Below are 17,604 nucleotides of genomic sequence, written 5' to 3' on the forward strand. Positions count from 1 at the left end.
ATCCTTAACTTTTAGACTGCCCGGAACCAGTTGGAATTTTAGATATCAAGGTCTATTAAGAGTCTTAGTCCCCTGGCAATCATTAACCTAATTCAAATGTACAATGAAAAAAGAATTTATCGGTATTGACGTTTCAAAAAGTACCCTCGATGTATACCTCTATCATGGCAAAGCGCACAAAGTATTTGATAATACCCTCACTGGGTTCTCTAAATTATTAGCCTGGGCGAAAAGACAATTGAAAGAAACTGAACCTGTATTTTGTTTTGAGCACACGGGTATCTATAGCTTAAAACTTTGTGAATTTATGCAACAAAATCAGTTTACCTATTTTGTGATCTCTGGGTTGGAACTCAAGCGGTCTCTGGGTATTAAACGTGGAAAGAATGACAAGGTCGATGCACAAGCTATTGCGCGTTATGCCTTTTTGTTCGAAAAGGAGTTGACCCCCTATCAACTTCCGGCCACATCATTATTAAAGCTGAAGAACTTATTAACTTACCGTGCTAAACTTGTACGGCAAAGAACAGCCCACCTCAACCAAATCACCGAGCAAAAAAAAGTGCTGCAGGTATCCCCGGATGATCCCATACTTGTTTCTGCGCAACAGATCATACAATTTTTGACCAAGGAAATCCTTCAGATCGAAAAACTTATAAGAACTCAGATCCAACAAAATCAAGAAATCACTCGAACCTTTAAGCATATCACCTCTATCAAGGGAGTCGGTTTAATCCTGGCGGTAACACTAATCACCGCAACCGATAACTTTAAAGCGTTTAAAACCTGGAGACAATTTGCTTGTTATGCCGGAATTGCGCCTTTTGAGCATCAATCAGGAACGAGTATAAAAGGCAAAACCAGGATAAGTACCTTGGGAAACCGAACAATAAAAACCTTGCTATCACAAGCAGCAGCTACCGCATTACAGCATGATCCAGAGATAAAAATGTATTACCAGCGGAGGTTGAAAGCCGGTAAATCCAAAATGTCAACAATCAATGTGATACGTAATAAAATAGTAAGCCGAACTTTTGCCGTGGTCAAGCGGGACAAGCCATATGTAAATTTAGCAAAATATGCAGCTTGAAAATTTGGATAAACCTTAGAATACAGGCAGGCAAGTGATTTTCTTGCAAAATCCTAATTTCGATACAATTTTTCTTCACTTTATTACGAAAAACCACTCAATTTGACGGATTTTGGTTGATAACAAATTATGCCGAACTTGAGTTATATTACTATTATATGGCACCTGTCTAGCCGGTCAAAGTAAGTCCAACTATGTGAAATTTACATGAAGTCTTCATAAAAAAACGGTAAAGTCGGCATTTTCAATCCTGGGCAGATGACCAAAATGGAAAAAATGGCCATGTGAAAATTATTTCCCTGCTTTCAAAGGATTGATACCAATTATTTGGATTGGTTAATAAACTTGCCTATAACTACGGCAGTAATGATCACCAGATAAAAATTACCTAACAATCCTATTAAAAGTGTTGCTTTTTGAGCTAGACTGGTGATTGGAATGATGTCCCCGTAACCGATGGTCATTAACGTTATGAAGCTAAAATACATCAACTGTTCCGCCACAAACTCCGGCCGTTCCGGCATTCCCAGGAATGCGCCTTGAAAGGAATTGGGAGTGCTCATTTCTATGCTCATGCATATAAAAAACCCGATAAGACCCAAGGAGATAAATCCACTGACCAATCCAAATATTACATTTTTGTTTACGCGTTTGGCATACCAGACTTGCCTGATTATCTCAAAGGAAACCACCAGGTAGAACAGGAAATAGCCCCCTAAACGAAGAAAGCCCAATTCCTTTGATGCTTTCCCCAACAATATTGAAACAATGAACACAATTGCGCTTAGGCCCAGCACTCCAACACAGAACCACATTAACCTCGGTTTTTTGGAAATAAGCAATATCCCGGCAAGTAGGTTGATCAAAAAAAGTATGGGATCCAAAACGGTTTCGAACAAAGCGGCCGGCATAATCAATGAGCCGAACAAAATGGCCACCTGGCTGGACAGAAATAATTCAAAACGGCTATGGTACAATTTTTCAAGCATTGGTAATTACCGTATGGATGTTTACTTTTTTCTGCTTTCCTTTCAAGAGCACATCGCCAAGATACTTTGTGGAAAAAAAATCATCTGAAATCAGGTCCTTCAATAGTTTTTCAGAAATAAGAATCGGTACTTTATACGAATTGCACTCTGCCTGTATACGGGCCGATGTGTTGATGACATCCCCATGATAGGCTACTTCCTTTTTGACCACCCCAACTTCGGCCACCATCAGCACGCCACCGTGCAAACCGGCCTTAAACTCAGGAAAGGCCCCATATTTGTTGGTGTAGTAGTCCTTTTTTGTTGATAATTTTTGTTTGAAGGCAAAGAAAAGTTTCACACAATTGTTGTTCGACAACCCTTTTTCATAAGGCCAACTTAGTACGGCCTCATCACCAACATATTGATAGATTTCCGCATCATAATTGGGCACTACTTCATTCAAATCATAAAAACAATCCTGAATGAGTTGACTATATTTCAAATGGCCCAATTGCTCCGCTATTGCCGTGGAAGATTTGAGGTCCAAAAACATGAAAATACGCTTCTCCTCTTTCGGCTCTTTATACTTTCCAAAGAGCATTTTCAAGAAAACCCCTTTACCAAATTTGTCATTCGCAATTTGAATGGACGATAACACCAAGCCAGCTATGGCAATGTATAGGATGATGGCCCAGAACGTTCTGTCGAATATCCACCACCCTTTCTTATTGTTGATTCCCATGTCGTACACCAGATTGGTGATTTCAATGACCAGGGTGGAAAGTATCACTGTGGTAATGAGGTAAACAAGGAAACCTATGATTAAACTGAGTCCAATGGAGACTCTTTTGGAGAGGTATTTATCCAGAACGAATTCAATAAATGCACCGACAACACCGATAAGTAGCCCAAACAGTGTGAACATGGACAACGCCCTGGAAAAGCTATACTCAGCAGGAGTGAATATCCCTTCTTCTTCGGCGAGGCCGTAATATCTAAAAATGGCAAAAAGTGCCATGGCAATCATCCAAAAAACAATTGACTGCCCAAGCTGTTTCAAAAGCTTTTTCAGGTCCTTATTTCGTTGCTTCATTACTACCCATCCAAAAGTGCTTCATTAAATTGATACCCTTTATAACTGACCTTGAAAAGGGCACTGTAAAGCGAAGGTATGAATAGCAAGGTGATAATGGTGCCAAATAGGAGTCCAATCATAATACTTATGGCCATTCCTTCCCACATTTCACCCCCGGAAAGGTAGAGGGGCACCAACCCCAAAATCGTTGTAAAAGTGGACAATAATATGGGTCGAAACCGTTGTAGGCAAGCCGCAATGACCGAATCCTGATTTGTTCTACCCGCGGCCAGTTCCACCTCCATACGGTCAATGAGGACAATGGCGTTATTGATTACAATACCGGCCAAGGAAATGACGCCCAAAAAGGGCATAAACCCAAAAGCTTCCTGAAAGACCAACAGTCCAATGACCACCCCAATTATCCCAAGGGGAATGGTTAGCACGACCATCGTCATTTTACGCACTGAATTGAATTGAATGATCAATAGCAATACAATAATAAATCCGGAAATAGGAAGATAGCCAATAATGGGACCCATATTCTCTGCGGTTTGCTCGGCATCGCCTCCCAATTCGTAGGTATATCCGGCGGGCCACGCCCCATTGACCTGTTCTTCCAACCAAGGAGTGACCACTGACATGATTGCGGAAGCATTGCCGCCCTCGCGCAATTCACTGCTTATATTGATGGTACGCCTCAAGTCCAGTCTTTTTATTTTGGCATATTGCCAAGTAGGTACTATTGAGGCAACTTGTAACAGGGGTACACTTTTACCACTGTTTTGCGAATACACATTTAAGGTTTCCAAGGAAGCCAGGGTTTGTTGCTGGCTATCGCCACTCCGCATGACAATAGGTATGGATTTATTGTCCTCCCTATACTCACCGGTTTGAAAACCGTCCAAAACTGTTTGTAGCGATGTGGCAATATCAGAACTGGTAATGCCCGCATTCTGGGCCCTGTTCTGATCAATTTCAATCAAAAACTTTTTACTCTTTGGGCCCCAGTCATCCTTAACATTCTTCGTGAAATCCACTCCCGATAACTTCTGCTTTACACTTTCCGCAATGGTGGAAAGTTCGTCCGGTTCCGGTCCGGATACTTTAATTTCTATCGGGGTTCCTCCACCGCCAGAACCCAATAACCCTACCTTGATATCCGCATTCGGAAAATTTCTAAAGGAATAGCCATCCAGCCGTTTTACCATTTCGGCATTTTCTTCAAAGGAAGTGGTGTTTACCAAAATATGGGCATAGTTTGAATTGGCCTCGTCCGGGGAGTAGCCCAAATCATAAGATTCGGGTCCTTCCCCAATGTAAGAGGACCAACTTACAATGCCTTTATCCCTTTCTGTATTGACTTTAAGGGAATCTGCCATGAAGCCTTCTATTTGGTTCACCACATCGGTGGTGCGTTCTATTTTGTTACCCTCGGGCAGATTAATGTCAATGGTAATCATGTTACGATCACTGTCCGGGAAAAAGATGAATGGGATAAAACCAAATCCGTACAGTGAAAGAAAGAAAGCCAAAAAAATGCCCACAATAACTTTGTATTTATGCTTTAGCGCCAATAATATCAAATCCTTATAATAGCCCTTGGCCGAGTTGATAACGCGATCCACAAGGCTGGGCTTTTGTTCACCCTTGGGCGCTACCTTTAGAAACATGTAGCAAAACATGGTAATTACGGTAAGTGCGATTAACCAAGACGACATTAACGCTATGGTTATCACCACAAAAATGGGCCCAACAATATCTCCCATGGTTGTTGGCGATAGGTAGAAGGCCAAAAATGCCGCTGAGGTGGTTAAAGTGGAAATCAATAATGGCATCCATAACTCGGAAAAGGCTTCTATTGCGGCCTTATACTTTTCCACACCCTGCTCGAGTTTTACCATAATGGTTTCGGCCACTACAATGGCATTATCAACCAACATCCCCAATGCCATAATAAGCGCTGCCAGGGTTACCTGGTTCAATCCCATATTGATAATGCCCATGAGCATCAAGGTCATGATGGTCACAATCGGAATTAAACTGGCAATGACGAATCCCGTACGGAAACCCAAAAAGACAAGCATGACCACCAATACGATGCTTATGGATTGCATGAGGTTCACCATAAAATCACTCACCTTTACATCTATGTAATCATCCAAAGAGGACACTCTGGTCAATTCCAGACCGACCGGAAGGCGATTTTGCCATTGGGTCACCACTTGATTTACTGCTTCGCCCAGGTAAACAATATTTTTATCTTCCTTGAGGTTAACATGCATGGTGATGGCTTCTTTTCCATCAACACTGACAATTTGTTTGGGAGGATCGATATATCCTTTTGTTACCGAGGTAATATCACCAAGTTTTACCGATTGGGACCCGTTCCCTACGGCAATCAACATATTTTGGATATCCTCAACGGAATCGAAATTACCGGTAGGCTCCAAAATAATACGCTCATCCCCCACATTGATCTGTCCCCCGGAACTTAAAATATTGGTCGCACCAATGCTTTGTTGCAACTTGGAAGCCGATAGGCCATATTCCTTTAAGCGGGTATTATCGAATTCCACAAAAACGCGTTCGTCCTGCACTCCGCCCAGTTCCACCTTGGCAGCATCGGGCAGTTTGATCAAATCGTCCTTGATATCATCGGCAAAGTCCTTCATTTCCGAATAACTGAACCCATCTGATGTTAAGCCCACAACAATGCCATAAACATCACCAATGCCATCATCATTTAAATTAGGGTTTACTCCCGATGGAAGGCCTTCAATAGCATTCAATTTCCGACGTAAACGGTCCCAGACGGACTGGAGCGTTTCTGGCGAGACCTCGTCCTTTAACGAAACACTTACCACAGAGAGCCCGGTCCGTGAAGTACTGGTTACTTCCTTAAGCTCCGGAAGCTCCTGCGCCACTTTTTCAACTTTGTCGGTGACCAATTGCTCAACCCGTTCAGGACTGGCCCCAGGAAACTGGGAAACCACCGTAGCCACGCGGACGGTGTAAGGTGGCATACTATCTTGGGATAAGCTGAAATACATATTGATCCCCAGCAGGATAATCGTTGCCAGCACCATAAAGGTGATGCGATTTTTGTCGATTGAGAATTTTGCTAAATTCATTGGGTGGATGGTTATGGTATTTTTATTGCAACCTAACTTCTTGGCCGTCCAAAAGGGTCTGTAATCCCGCAATTGCTATTCTTTGTCCCGAGGAAAGACCAGAGGTTACTTCAAACCCTTGGGCGGTTAAATTACCTAATTGAACTTCCTGCTTCTTTACTTTGGCCGTGTCCCCTTCTCCCTCCACCAGAAAAACAAAACGTCCGTTACTGTCCTCTCCCACGGCGTGGGCAGGAACAACCAAAACGTTGTCACTTGAATCGTAATCGCCAAAATCAAAAGTAACGTTGGCCGCCATGCCACTCTTTATCGCATCACTGGGATTGGTGACGATAACCCTTACCGGATAAGTAGACGTATTGGCATCCACGGCAGGGGCCACTTCCGATACCCTGCCTTTAAACTGGTCTTCCGCTATGGAGGTAAAGTCCACTACGACATCCATATTGGGATGTACCCCATTAATGATACTTTCCGGAATACCCAGGGTAATTTGCATATCCGTACCGGCATTTAAAACGGCAACGGACTGTCCCGGGCTTACATTCTCATCTATTTCGGCGGAAACAGAAGCTATGGTGCCATCTTCGGGCGCATAGATATAGCCATAATTGATCTGCTCCTGTTGGATTTCCACACCCCTTTTTGCAGACTTATAGCTCTCTTCCGCATTCCTAAAGGAATTTTTGGCTGCTTCAAAATCACTTAGGGAGGTACTTCCTTTTTCGTAAAGTGTTCGAACACGGTTGAGACTTAATTTGGCCGTATTTACTTGGGAGGCCGCACTGTTCAATTGTGTAATTGATTGTTCGTAAGCCAAACGGGACTGTACGTTGTCCAATTTGGCCAATAATTGGCCTTTTTTCACATTCTGGCCCAGTTTTAAATCGAACTGTGTAATAATACCGGAATTTCTAAAGCTAAGATTGATGATCTTATCCGTTCTGGCCGTACCACTAAACGTTCGGGACTTCTCTCCCCCCAAAAAACCAATCTCCATATATTTTACGGGACGAAGCGATTTTTCCTCTTTCTTTTCCTCGGCTCCGCAGGAAAACAAAAGCATGCTCAATGCTAATAAAAAACCGAATTGTTGTATTCTTTTCATGTTCCAAATGTTTTTGGTCAATTAATTTTGGTTATTCAGAAATTCAAAAAAACGTTGTTTGAACTCGTTATTTTTTTCTGGTGTGTTCAACAGAAAATAATAGCCCAGAAACCGCTCCAGTTGTAGGGCGTTGATCAAAAAGTTATACACCGCGTTCGCTCTGGCCAGTTGGGCGTTTAAATAATTGTTTTGGGCATCCAATAACTGAACAATGTTAACGGCTCCCTCGGAATAGGAGGCTCGAGTAAGCTCCAGGGCCTCGGCTGCCGTTTCTTCAGATATTTTCGATAATTGAATATTGGACATTTGGTTCACCAAATTCAACACCCCGTTTCTAACGTTTACCGAAATGCCCAACTCCAAATTATCCTTGTTGATCTCCAATTGATCCTTTTGGATAAGTGCCGTCTGCCGGTTGATATTATTCAAATTCTGATTGATGATGGGAATGGAGATACTTGCACCGGCGGTATAAAAATTATCCACCAATCCAAACCCCAGGTTCGGGGGAACGGTACTCCCCGCCCCGGAACGATTAAAGGTGGAGCTATACTGCCCTTGCAGGGCAACCGTGGGCAAAAAACGACCGTAGCCGTTTAATCGGATGTTTCGATCGGTGGCCTCAAGGCTATACCCCAGGGACTTTAGTTCAGGGGCATTTCGGTAGGCTTCCTCAATCAAAAAGTCCACAAATGGTTCCCGAAGGCTGGGGTTATCCAATAAAGCAAAAAGATCGTTGTAGTTATATTCCTTAAAAATTCCTTCGTCCAAGCCCACATCAGTGACATCAATTTCCAGATTGGAAGGATTGTTCAAAATCTGATTTAGAAATAAAAAACCTTGTTCCAATTGGTTAATGGCCTCGACCATGGCTTGGGTATTCTGGGCCATTTCACTTCTAAAACGAAGCATATCGGACTTGCCGGACTGCCCAGCTTCAAAATTCTGCTGGGATATCTCAAGGTTCCTTTTGGTCAAATCCACGTTCCGCACCTGTATTTGTGTATTTGCCTTAAGAATCAACACATTGAAATAGGCGTTCGCCGCATCGAAAATCAAATCCAACTGGGAGGCGTTAAAATCTTCCTGTTGCGCTTTTTGTAATTTCTTTTGAATGGTAATATTGGCATTGGCCGCCTCGGAAAAAACGGTTTGGTTGAGTGTAAGGTTTCCTGTAGTTGAGAACTCCGGGTTCTGTCCATTACTAATTTCCGCCAGGTCTGGGTCCACATAGGTCGCCGTACCGGAAGCGGTAAGGGATGGTAAGTAATTGCTCGTGGCCGTTTTTACGTCCTGCGAGGCCAAATCCACATCTCTTTGATTGGACTGAATGGACAGATTTTGCTCCAAGGCTTCATTAATGACCGTTAAAAGGTCATATTCTTTTTCGGACAGGACATTCCTGAACTCACCAACAAAATCCGTTTCCCCAATCAAACTGTACTTCATGGGAAATCCTATGGTATCAGAGGTATTATAGTTTATCGTCAACCTTGGGTTGTAATCTATGAAAACAGGCAATTCAGCCATTGGGGTGCCCGTGACATAGGCTTCAATATTTAAGGCAATACGCCTAAAGAACTGGTCCAAATTCTCTTCGGACTGTAAAGTGGCCAAAAAGCCCAATTTCACATCTGCCGGACCGTTGACGGTAAAGGACGGCAATTTGCGTTCAAGAAGTTCCTGGACCAAGACTTTCTTTTCTTCCGTGGTCATAAAAAAACCACCGGCCATGTAAAAGGCATCGATCCCATCCAGGTTGGCAATGATATCATCAACGGACTCAAAGGGTATCAAGCGATAATCGGCTTCCAGCCGGGCCAGTTCGGCATCAAAGATTTCCTTAAGGGGCAAGATTTCAGCAATTTGGGTATCCATGGCAATACCCAGGTTTTTAAAATCACTGAGCTCTTTAAATCGGTTCAAATCATCTTGATAGGATTCCGATTCTATCAAATAGGTGAAATTTTCAATTCCGGAATTGGCCTTGGAAAGATCCAATTGTTGCACATCCCTATTTACCGCCCCAAACAATATGGTAGGTTTTTGATGGACGGCCAGCGGACTAATTATTTCGTTATTGAGTACCCCAAAGGCCAAAATGATATCGATATCACTGGCCAAAAGTTGCTCGTAATTGTTTCTGGCCCGTTCCAAATCAAAATTGTTGATCAGAATGGCCTCCTCAGGAAAAACAATGATGGCATCTTCACCGACCACCGCCTTTACCTCATTTTTTAATTTATTGATTAAAGGCGCTACTTCCGGATTTGTCCTATCTACCAGGATCCCCACTTTATAGGTGCGTTTATCCTGGGCAATGGCTTGGCATAGACTTGCCATGAAGCATAAAAGGACAGCAAAAATTTTGATAGACTTCATATAATGGTTTCTATTTCAATACAATGAATTCATTAGACGATCTTCCTTACTCCCAAACCCTTTTTTGGCGAAACAACATCTCTGCCAATACCATGGATTTTCTCAATGGAAAAGAACACTACCTTCTGGTTTTGTTGGACGTCCATGCATTCTCGATAGGTTTTAATTTCAATTTTGTTATTAGTTTTTCTACGGTAAGTCCTTGTACCAAAATGGAAAAAATTACGATGATATAGGTCATTACCAAAAATAAATCACGTCCCATGGATTGTGTTAAACCCAAAGCCAATGCAATGGAAATAGCCCCCCTTAACCCGCCCCAGGTCATGATCAAGGTAGTATTGGGCACAAAATCCAATCGTTTTTGAAATAGTTTCACCGGCACCATCAAGGAAAGATAACGACAGAGCAGTGCAATGGGGATGGCCAATAGTCCAGCATAAATGTAAACGGTATTAAATTCCAACACCAACATTTCCATACCAATGAGAACAAACAAAATGGTATTCAATAAAATATCCACGAGTTCCCAAAACTTGTCCACGTAGTCTTCCGTAAGTTTTGACATGGCACGTTCCCGGGTTTTGTTCCCGCCCAGCATTAATCCGGCCACGACCATGGCCAATGGAGCCGAAACATGGAGGTGTGTTGCGATCATGGTACCTGTCATCACCGTTGCCAAGGTGATGATGACCTCTATATTATAGTCATCAATTTTTTTGAGAAAGTAGTAGGTGAGCCATCCAAGCAATAGGCCCAATAACAATCCTCCAAACACTTCCACACCAAACAGCTCCAAAATACCGGCAAGTGAAAAACCGGATTCGCTACCGTTTGCCATTCCAAAAATGGTAAGAAAAATGACCACTCCAACACCATCATTAAAAAGCGATTCCCCTACAATTTTGATTTCCAACTTCTTCGGCGCTCCGGCCTTTTTTAAAATGCCCAGTACCGCAATGGGATCGGTCGGCGAAATCAGGGCCCCAAAAAGGAGGCAATGGATGTACGCAACCTCAAGTCCCAGTACCATCAACAAGTAAAAAACGGCTGTTCCCACTAAAAATGTGGAAACCAATACCCCAAAAGTGGCAAAGACCAAAACTGGCCAACGTTGTTCCCTTAGTTTTTGCAAATCGGTATGCAAAGCCCCGGCAAACAACAAAAAACTCAGCATAATATCCAGTAGAACAACCTTAAAATCGATTTGGGAAATAATAAAGCGTTCGGCTTCCAGCAAGGTGGCATCAAAATAGCTCAGTGCAAAAACCGCAAGGGTAAACAAAATGGTTATCAAAGTCAGCCCAATGGTATTGGGCAACTTAAAAAAGCGCAGGTTGATATATCCAAATACCGCAGATAGAAAGACGAGGATACTAGTTATGACAAAATAATCCATCGAGATGTAAAACCAAATAATTAAACGGGGGACCTTAAATTTTTTGAAAAGTACGGATTATTTTAAGAGAATTTTTAGAAAAAATTTGCCGTGGCAATTCTGTTTAACGAATACCGACCAAAAGATGACATTTTAACCCATAAACCTATTCATAAATTAAACAAAACGAGGTTTGCCTTTGGATTTATGGGTACCCAATGGTTTTCCAGTAGAAAGTAGGATTACGGACAGTGCCATAAACAAAGACACCAGCGAAATTGTTAAGGTCTTTGTTGGCTACCTCGGCTAAATTTCCTGCCCAACTTTTATGGCATAAAAAAACCCATTGCGAGAGCAATGGGTTTGTCCAACTCCGTTGGCCTACTAGGACTCGAACCTAGAATGACTGGACCAAAACCAGTAGTGTTGCCAATTACACCATAGGCCAAAATACCATCAAAAGCATTTCACTTTTGAGCGTGCAAATTTAAGACAAACTTTTAGCTCACCAAATTATTTTAACCACATTCCAAAACCTTTGTGTTAAACCTTTTACTAAAGTGGTGAATTGTCTATGGTAATTTTGGTAAATTCGCCCCGATTGGACAACCAAGTACCGCATGTTTGCAAAAAATTATCAAAAATGGAACACCATCTTGGGATGGGTTTCCTTTACCATTGCCATAATTACTTATTTTCTTACCGTTGAACCTACAGGGAGTTTTTGGGATGCGGGCGAATACATAACCACCTCCGCTAAATTACAGGTAGGCCACCCACCAGGGGCACCCTTACTTCAAATGATAGGGGCGGTTTTTGCCCTGTTCGCCTTTGGCGAGGCTTCCAAAGTTGCCCTAATGGTCAATATAGTATCTGTGGTCTCCAGTGCGTTTGCCGTACTTTTTACCTTTTGGATCATCACCAATCTCACCAGAAAGCTGATTGCCAAAAAATCAAAGGTTTCCAATAGTAAGGCCATGGCCATTTTTGGAAGTGGTTTGGTTGGCGCCCTGGCATTTACCTATTCCGACAGTTTTTGGTTCAATGCCGTGGAAACCGAGGTGTACGCTATGGCTAGTTTTATTATGGCCCTGCTGTTATGGCTTGGATTAAAATGGGTGGACAACCTGGAAAACGAACGGGGGAACAAATGGTTGTTGCTCATTTGTTTTGTGGTAGGCCTGGTCTTCGGTATCCAATTTATGGGCTTTTTGGCCATCCCCTCAATAGGATTGCTCTATTATTTCAAAAAGTATAAAAAGACCACCGTCAAAAACTTTTTGGTGGCCAATATCCTGGTCGTGGGGATTTTAATGTTGGTCTATAAGTTCTCCCTGACCTATGTACTGAAACTATTCGGTTGGAGTGAAGTGTTTTTTATCAATGAAGTGGGACTTCCCTTCAATTCAGGGACCCTGATTATGGGCATGGTGTTTTTGGCCGTGTTCTATTTTGCCTTGCGCTACACCAGAAAAAATGGTTTTGAGATAGGAAACCTTATCACGCTCTGTCTCATGTTCCTTATCCTTGGTTTCTCTTCCTGGCTGTTATTGCCCATACGTGCCAATGCAAAAACCGTGGTCAACGAGAATAATCCGGAGGATGCGCGATCGCTATTGGCCTATTACAACAGGGAACAGTACCCCGGAGTGGAAAGCCCATTTTACGGTGCCTATTTTTCCAATTCCTTTGCACCCCCTGGGGATGATATGGACGATAAACCCAAATATGAAAAAGACGAAACCTTGGGTAAGTATGTCATTGTAAACAGCTATAAGGATGCTTTACAAAGTCCCAATAAAAAACATGTAGGTCTCCTTCCACGACTTTGGAGTGAGCAGCATGCAGAAAATTATATGCGCTATTTTGGACGGCTAAATTTTAGGATAAAGCCGGAATACATTTCCCAGAATGAACTTAGGGACGCCGTAAACCAGTTTAAACAACTGGACGCCCAGGGGGAAATCGATACGGAACAGTACATGCAGTTCCTTAGAAGTTTTTCGGACTATATCGATGTGCAACCCCCGAGCTTGGGACAAAACCTAAATTACCTTCTTGAATTTCAGTGGAGTTATATGTACATGCGCTATTTCATGTGGAATTTTGTAGGTAGGCAAAATGATGTGCAGGGACGGTACGATGAAAATGGGCATTGGCTGAGTGGCATCAAATTTTTGGACGCCCTGCGATTGGGCAGTCAGGAAAACCTTCCCAGTGATGTCCTGGACAATAAGGCAAGAAACACCTATTTCTTTTTGCCGCTGTTGTTGGGTATCATCGGAATCGTATTTCAAATTTCCCGTAACCCAAAACAGTTCTGGGTGCTTTTTGTGTTTTTCATGTTCACGGGCTTCGCCATTCAGTTTTACACCAATCCCTATATTTTTCAACCCCGGGAACGGGACTATTCCCTGGTGGGTTCGTTCTTTATCTTCTGTATTTGGATAGGATTGGGGGTTTATGGATTGTTTGAGGAAATCAAAAAACTACTCAAGCCAAAACTGGCGGCCCCTATGGCCACCATACTCTGCCTATTGGCCGTACCGGTATTGATGGCCTTCCAGAATTGGGACGACCATGACCGTTCCGGTCGGTATACCGCCCGTTCCACGGCAAAGGCCTATTTGGATTCCTGTCAGGAAGATGCGGGTGCCATTTTGTTCACCATTGGGGATAATGACACTTTTCCACTTTGGTATGCACAGGAAATTGAAGGACACCGCACAGATGTTCGTGTTGTGAACACCAGTCTTTTTGCGACGGACTGGTATATTGACCAAATGAAGCGAAGGGCCTATGAGAGTGACCCCATTCCCTCTCAACTTACCCATGACAAATACAGTTATGGAACCCGTGATGCCATTTATTTTCAGCCCATCACCGAAAGCAGATGGAACATTAAGGATTTCATGAACTGGGTGGGCAGTGACAAACCTCAGACCAAATTCAAACATTTGTTCGAGAAACAGGGAAGGGAAGTAAGTGACTATCCGGCAAGCACATTGGAAATTGTGTATTACCCCACCAATAAGGTCAGGGTCCCGGTCAATAAAAAAAATGTATTGGAAAGTGGGCTGGTCAAGGAAAAGGACAGTGCTTTGATTGTGGACTATATTGATATTGACCTTCCCGAAAGCGCCCTGACCAAACAACGTATCCTGATGTTGGATCTTCTGGCCAACAATGACTGGAAACGGCCTATCTATTTCTCAGGGGGAAGTTTTGACAGTGCTGAATATATATGGATGAAGGATTACCTCCAGTTGGACGGCCTGGTCTATAAACTGGTACCCATTAAAACCGAAAACAGGAGTCCTTTTGATATGGGACGGATCGATACCGACCTGATGTACGAAATTGTTGAAAAATGGGAGTGGGGCAATTCTTCCGACCTGGACATTTACCATGATCCCCAGACGCGCTCCCAGGGACTGTCCTATAGAAGTAACCTGGCGCGATTGAGCGAGCAACTTATTGCGGAAGGAAAGATTGACAAGGCCAAGGACATTATTGATCTGGCCATGACCCATATGCCCTTTGAGCGTTTTGGCTTCTACACCTTTGTCGAACCTTTTCTCGATGGTTATTACAAAGTTGGTGAGCAGCAAAAGGCCAGGGAATTGTTTGAAAAACTGAAAAAAGTATATCAAGAGCGGTTAAGATACTATGCAGGAATTCCAAGGGATGAGCAATATGCAAAAATTGAGGATATTTTGACCAATTTGGAAGCGTATCAACGTATTGTCTACATTCTATCGGACAATACGGATATGGAATACTCAGAAAAAGAGTCCTTGACCCTTAAAGAATACATAAGCCTATTTGATGACTTTGTGGATGACGGCGAAGAATACTATGAGGAAACCTTTGGCCCGGATCCGGATGTAATGGACAGTGTTCCATTGGATACCGTCCCCAATACCACAGATTCCCTTTTAGTGGATGATGAAGGGCAATAAAAATGTAAAGGAAAAACTAAAAGTGTCCTAAGTGTATTCGTTCAGTATTCCAATGAGTGTATTGGCATCCTGCTCGCCACTTTGGCGCCATACCATTTCCCCTTTTTTGTAAATCATTAAGGTTGGTAAACCTTTAATTCGTAAGGCTTGGGAAAGCTCCTTGTTCTTATCAACATCTATTTTGATGACCTTGCCCTTATCACCAAGGGCGGCAGCAACATCACGTAAGACCGGATGCATGGATGTGGACTGTTCGTTCCAATCCGCATAAAAATCCAACAGCACAGGGATGTCTAAGTCAATAAGTTCACCGAATTTGGACATATGTTAACGCATTTCTAACTCAAAAGTAACAAAATTTGTTAAAGAGGTACCTTAAGTAGGCCCTTTAACCCCTTGATTTAGGTTAAATTCACGTTAAACCTTTCTTCTTAAGCGTAATTACCGAAATCTCTGGCCAAATCCCAAAACGCCCTGGATAACCAATAAAACCAAATCCACGGTTTACATTGATGAATTGATCCAGCTCCTTGTAGACCCCGGCCCAATACTTATAACGCCATTTTACGGGACTCCACTTAACCACACCGGGAATCTCCACTCCAAACTGCATCCCATGGGTATGCCCGCTCAAGGTCAAATGAAAATGGTAATCGTCATGAATCACCTCATCTTCCCAATGGGATGGATCATGGCTCATTAAAATCTTAAAATCCCCTTTTCGGACCCCCTGCTTTGCCTTTTGTAGGTCACCGGCCTTTTTGAAACGTCCCCTACCCCAGTTTTCAACACCGATTAAGGCAATCCGTTGCCCGTTGCGTTCCAGGTAACGATGTTCATCCAACAACAGATCAAAACCCATTTCCTTTTGTAACTGTTTTAGGTCTTCCAAATTTCTGGCCTTGGCTTCCGCCGATGGCCATTGGGTATAATCCCCATAGTCGTGGTTCCCCAATACGGAAAACACCCCATCTTTGGCCTCCAGTTTGGCAAATGTATCGGCCCAGGGCTCCATTTCCGTAGCGCGGTCATTGACCAAATCCCCGGTAAACAGGATGACATCGCTTTGTTGCCGATTCACCAAATCCACACCATAGGCCACCTTCTTGGCATTATCAAAGCTACCACTGTGCACATCGGAGATTTGGGTAATCCTGTACCCATCAAAGGCTTCCGGCAAATCCTCAAACTCCAATTCATAGGTGAGCACCTGGTAATTGTATTTTCCCCTGTACATCCCATAAAGCAATGCCCCAAAAGGCAGTGCAGCCAGTCCCAGTCCAATGGCACTTACAAACTTTCGCCTGGAGGGAAAGAACGTTGCACTTTCATCGGAGACGCCGGAAATCTTGTTGAATCCATAAACCGATAAACGTACCACATCCTCCAACAATAAAAAGAAGCCCAGAAAAAGGGCCAATAGAAAGAATGAAAAGAAGATACCTCCCGCTATGGCAATACCCCCACGCATTGCAGAACCCGGTTCATAGGTGACCAATTTAAATATCATATAGCCCCAGGCCGATACAAATGCCAGGACATAGACCAAATGGACCCACGGGGTCTTGAAAAGTGTTTTAAAGGCCTGGAAACCATAAATGGCCAAGGCAATATAAACTATGGAAAGAATGACGATAAATCGGGTCATAACAATTCTTTTTACAAAGCTATTTCTTTTAGGCTTATTTGACGAGTTGAACTATTTGACGAACGACTTCCGAATTCGTTACGGCCACATGATGTTCCGCCAAGTGCTTGCTGGAATTCATGGAAATCTTTTGGTCCAGGGAAACCTTGTTTCCAAAGGCCGTTCCTGAAAGATGTAGCGCATAAAGCCCTGCTTCCTTAAATCGCATGGCATTTTCCGGATTCACACCACCGCCTGCCATTAGGGTCATTTTTGTCGTTTTCTGCCATTTCCTTAAGTTTTCCAGTCCCTTTTCGGCCGTGGTTTGTTTCCCGGAAGTTAAAACGGTATCGACACCCATCCCCTCAAGTTGTTTCAATACGGTCTCTGGATGGTGCACCCAGTCAAAAGCACGGTGAAAGGTGAAATGTAGTGGTTTGGCCCACTCCACCAGTTCGCGGGTCCTTTCCAAATCCAAAGTGGAATCGGCCTTTAAAACCCCGGAAACAATTCCTTCCACCCCCAATTCCTTACAAAAGGCAATATTGGCCATCATGACCTGAAACTCGGATTCCGAATAGGTAAAATGTCCACTTCTGGGACGGATCAGCACATGGATGGGAATGGTCAGTTGTTCCCTTACCAGTGTCAAGAGGCCATGGGACGGGCTTATACCACCTACCCCAAGCTCTGAACAGAGTTCGATCCTATGGGCTCCTGACCGTTGCCCATTAAGGGCAGATTGTAAACTATTGGCACAGACTTCTACTAGCATTTCCTGGTTTTAATAATTCCCATTGACCACTGGTCTTCGTAAAAATGAAAGATGGGAGTCCAAAGATAGGTGCATCCATGCCAAAATAGTATATTGGAATCA

General features: G+C 43.1%; 11 protein-coding genes and 1 tRNA gene. 2 read left to right on the forward strand and 10 right to left on the reverse strand.

Annotated features, from left to right (window positions below):
• Nucleotides 1–103 precede the first annotated feature (103 nt).
• A complete protein-coding gene (locus tag L0P88_RS04780; RefSeq protein ID WP_247130984.1) occupies nt 104–1,090 on the forward strand; it encodes an IS110 family transposase in 987 nt (328 codons plus the stop codon).
• A gap of 323 nt (nt 1,091–1,413) precedes the next feature.
• Here the strand turns inward: L0P88_RS04780 and L0P88_RS04785 are convergent, their stop codons facing one another.
• From L0P88_RS04785 to L0P88_RS04815, 7 genes are all read right to left on the reverse strand, one after another.
• The gene (locus tag L0P88_RS04785; protein ID WP_247133482.1) at nt 1,414–2,079 is read right to left on the reverse strand and encodes a potassium channel family protein; all 666 of its coding nucleotides are present in this window, start codon (nt 2,077–2,079) and stop codon (nt 1,414–1,416) included.
• On the reverse strand, nt 2,072–3,154 hold the full coding sequence (locus tag L0P88_RS04790) for an adenylate/guanylate cyclase domain-containing protein (protein WP_247133483.1): 1,083 nt from the start codon (nt 3,152–3,154) through the stop codon (nt 2,072–2,074). Before L0P88_RS04790 ends, L0P88_RS04785 begins: the two co-directional genes overlap by 8 nt.
• Before the next feature lie 2 nt (nt 3,155–3,156).
• Nucleotides 3,157–6,270: an efflux RND transporter permease subunit gene (locus L0P88_RS04795; protein ID WP_247133484.1), complete on the reverse strand. Its 3,114-nt coding sequence runs from the start codon at nt 6,268–6,270 to the stop codon at nt 3,157–3,159.
• A 22-nt stretch (nt 6,271–6,292) separates the two neighbouring features.
• Entirely contained in the window at nt 6,293–7,378 is a 1,086-nt protein-coding gene (locus tag L0P88_RS04800) for an efflux RND transporter periplasmic adaptor subunit (protein ID WP_247133485.1), read from the reverse strand.
• Between the two features lie 21 nt (nt 7,379–7,399).
• Nucleotides 7,400–9,760, reverse strand: coding sequence for a TolC family protein (locus L0P88_RS04805; protein WP_247133486.1), 2,361 nt, complete (start codon nt 9,758–9,760; stop codon nt 7,400–7,402).
• Nucleotides 9,761–9,878: 118 nt separating this feature from the next.
• On the reverse strand, nt 9,879–11,159 hold the full coding sequence (locus L0P88_RS04810) for a cation:proton antiporter (RefSeq protein WP_247133487.1): 1,281 nt from the start codon (nt 11,157–11,159) through the stop codon (nt 9,879–9,881).
• Between the two features lie 355 nt (nt 11,160–11,514).
• Nucleotides 11,515–11,586, reverse strand: a tRNA-Gln gene (locus tag L0P88_RS04815).
• 172 nt (nt 11,587–11,758) lie between these two features.
• On the opposite strand from L0P88_RS04815, the gene L0P88_RS04820 reads away from it, so the two are divergent.
• The gene (locus L0P88_RS04820; RefSeq protein WP_247133488.1) at nt 11,759–15,100 is read left to right on the forward strand and encodes a DUF2723 domain-containing protein; all 3,342 of its coding nucleotides are present in this window, start codon (nt 11,759–11,761) and stop codon (nt 15,098–15,100) included.
• A 27-nt stretch (nt 15,101–15,127) separates the two neighbouring features.
• Here L0P88_RS04820 and L0P88_RS04825 read toward each other — a convergent pair whose 3' ends face one another.
• From L0P88_RS04825 to L0P88_RS04835, 3 genes are all read right to left on the reverse strand, one after another.
• Nucleotides 15,128–15,424, reverse strand: a complete 297-nt coding sequence (locus tag L0P88_RS04825) for a thioredoxin family protein (RefSeq protein ID WP_158776921.1) — start codon at nt 15,422–15,424, stop codon at nt 15,128–15,130.
• An 88-nt stretch (nt 15,425–15,512) separates the two neighbouring features.
• Nucleotides 15,513–16,748, reverse strand: coding sequence for a metallophosphoesterase (locus L0P88_RS04830; protein WP_247133489.1), 1,236 nt, complete (start codon nt 16,746–16,748; stop codon nt 15,513–15,515).
• Between the two features lie 34 nt (nt 16,749–16,782).
• Complete coding sequence (locus L0P88_RS04835; protein ID WP_247133490.1) at nt 16,783–17,502, reverse strand: copper homeostasis protein CutC; 720 nt, start codon at nt 17,500–17,502, stop codon at nt 16,783–16,785.
• Between the last annotated feature and the right edge of the window lie 102 nt (nt 17,503–17,604).

The organism is Muricauda sp. SCSIO 64092 (genome assembly GCF_023016285.1).
GTDB lineage: Bacteria > Bacteroidota > Bacteroidia > Flavobacteriales > Flavobacteriaceae > Croceivirga.

Coding starts and splice junctions, on each gene's coding strand:
- L0P88_RS04805 (WP_247133486.1), bottom strand. CDS start 9,760: ATGAAGTCTATCAAAATTTTTGCTGTCCTTTTATGCTTCATGGCAAGT.
- L0P88_RS04800 (WP_247133485.1), bottom strand. CDS start 7,378: ATGAAAAGAATACAACAATTCGGTTTTTTATTAGCATTGAGCATGCTT.
- L0P88_RS04795 (WP_247133484.1), bottom strand. CDS start 6,270: ATGAATTTAGCAAAATTCTCAATCGACAAAAATCGCATCACCTTTATG.
- L0P88_RS04810 (WP_247133487.1), bottom strand. CDS start 11,159: ATGGATTATTTTGTCATAACTAGTATCCTCGTCTTTCTATCTGCGGTA.
- L0P88_RS04835 (WP_247133490.1), bottom strand. CDS start 17,502: ATGCTAGTAGAAGTCTGTGCCAATAGTTTACAATCTGCCCTTAATGGG.
- L0P88_RS04820 (WP_247133488.1), top strand. CDS start 11,759: ATGTTTGCAAAAAATTATCAAAAATGGAACACCATCTTGGGATGGGTT.
- L0P88_RS04790 (WP_247133483.1), bottom strand. CDS start 3,154: ATGAAGCAACGAAATAAGGACCTGAAAAAGCTTTTGAAACAGCTTGGG.
- L0P88_RS04780 (WP_247130984.1), top strand. CDS start 104: ATGAAAAAAGAATTTATCGGTATTGACGTTTCAAAAAGTACCCTCGAT.
- L0P88_RS04825 (WP_158776921.1), bottom strand. CDS start 15,424: ATGTCCAAATTCGGTGAACTTATTGACTTAGACATCCCTGTGCTGTTG.
- L0P88_RS04830 (WP_247133489.1), bottom strand. CDS start 16,748: ATGACCCGATTTATCGTCATTCTTTCCATAGTTTATATTGCCTTGGCC.
- L0P88_RS04785 (WP_247133482.1), bottom strand. CDS start 2,079: ATGCTTGAAAAATTGTACCATAGCCGTTTTGAATTATTTCTGTCCAGC.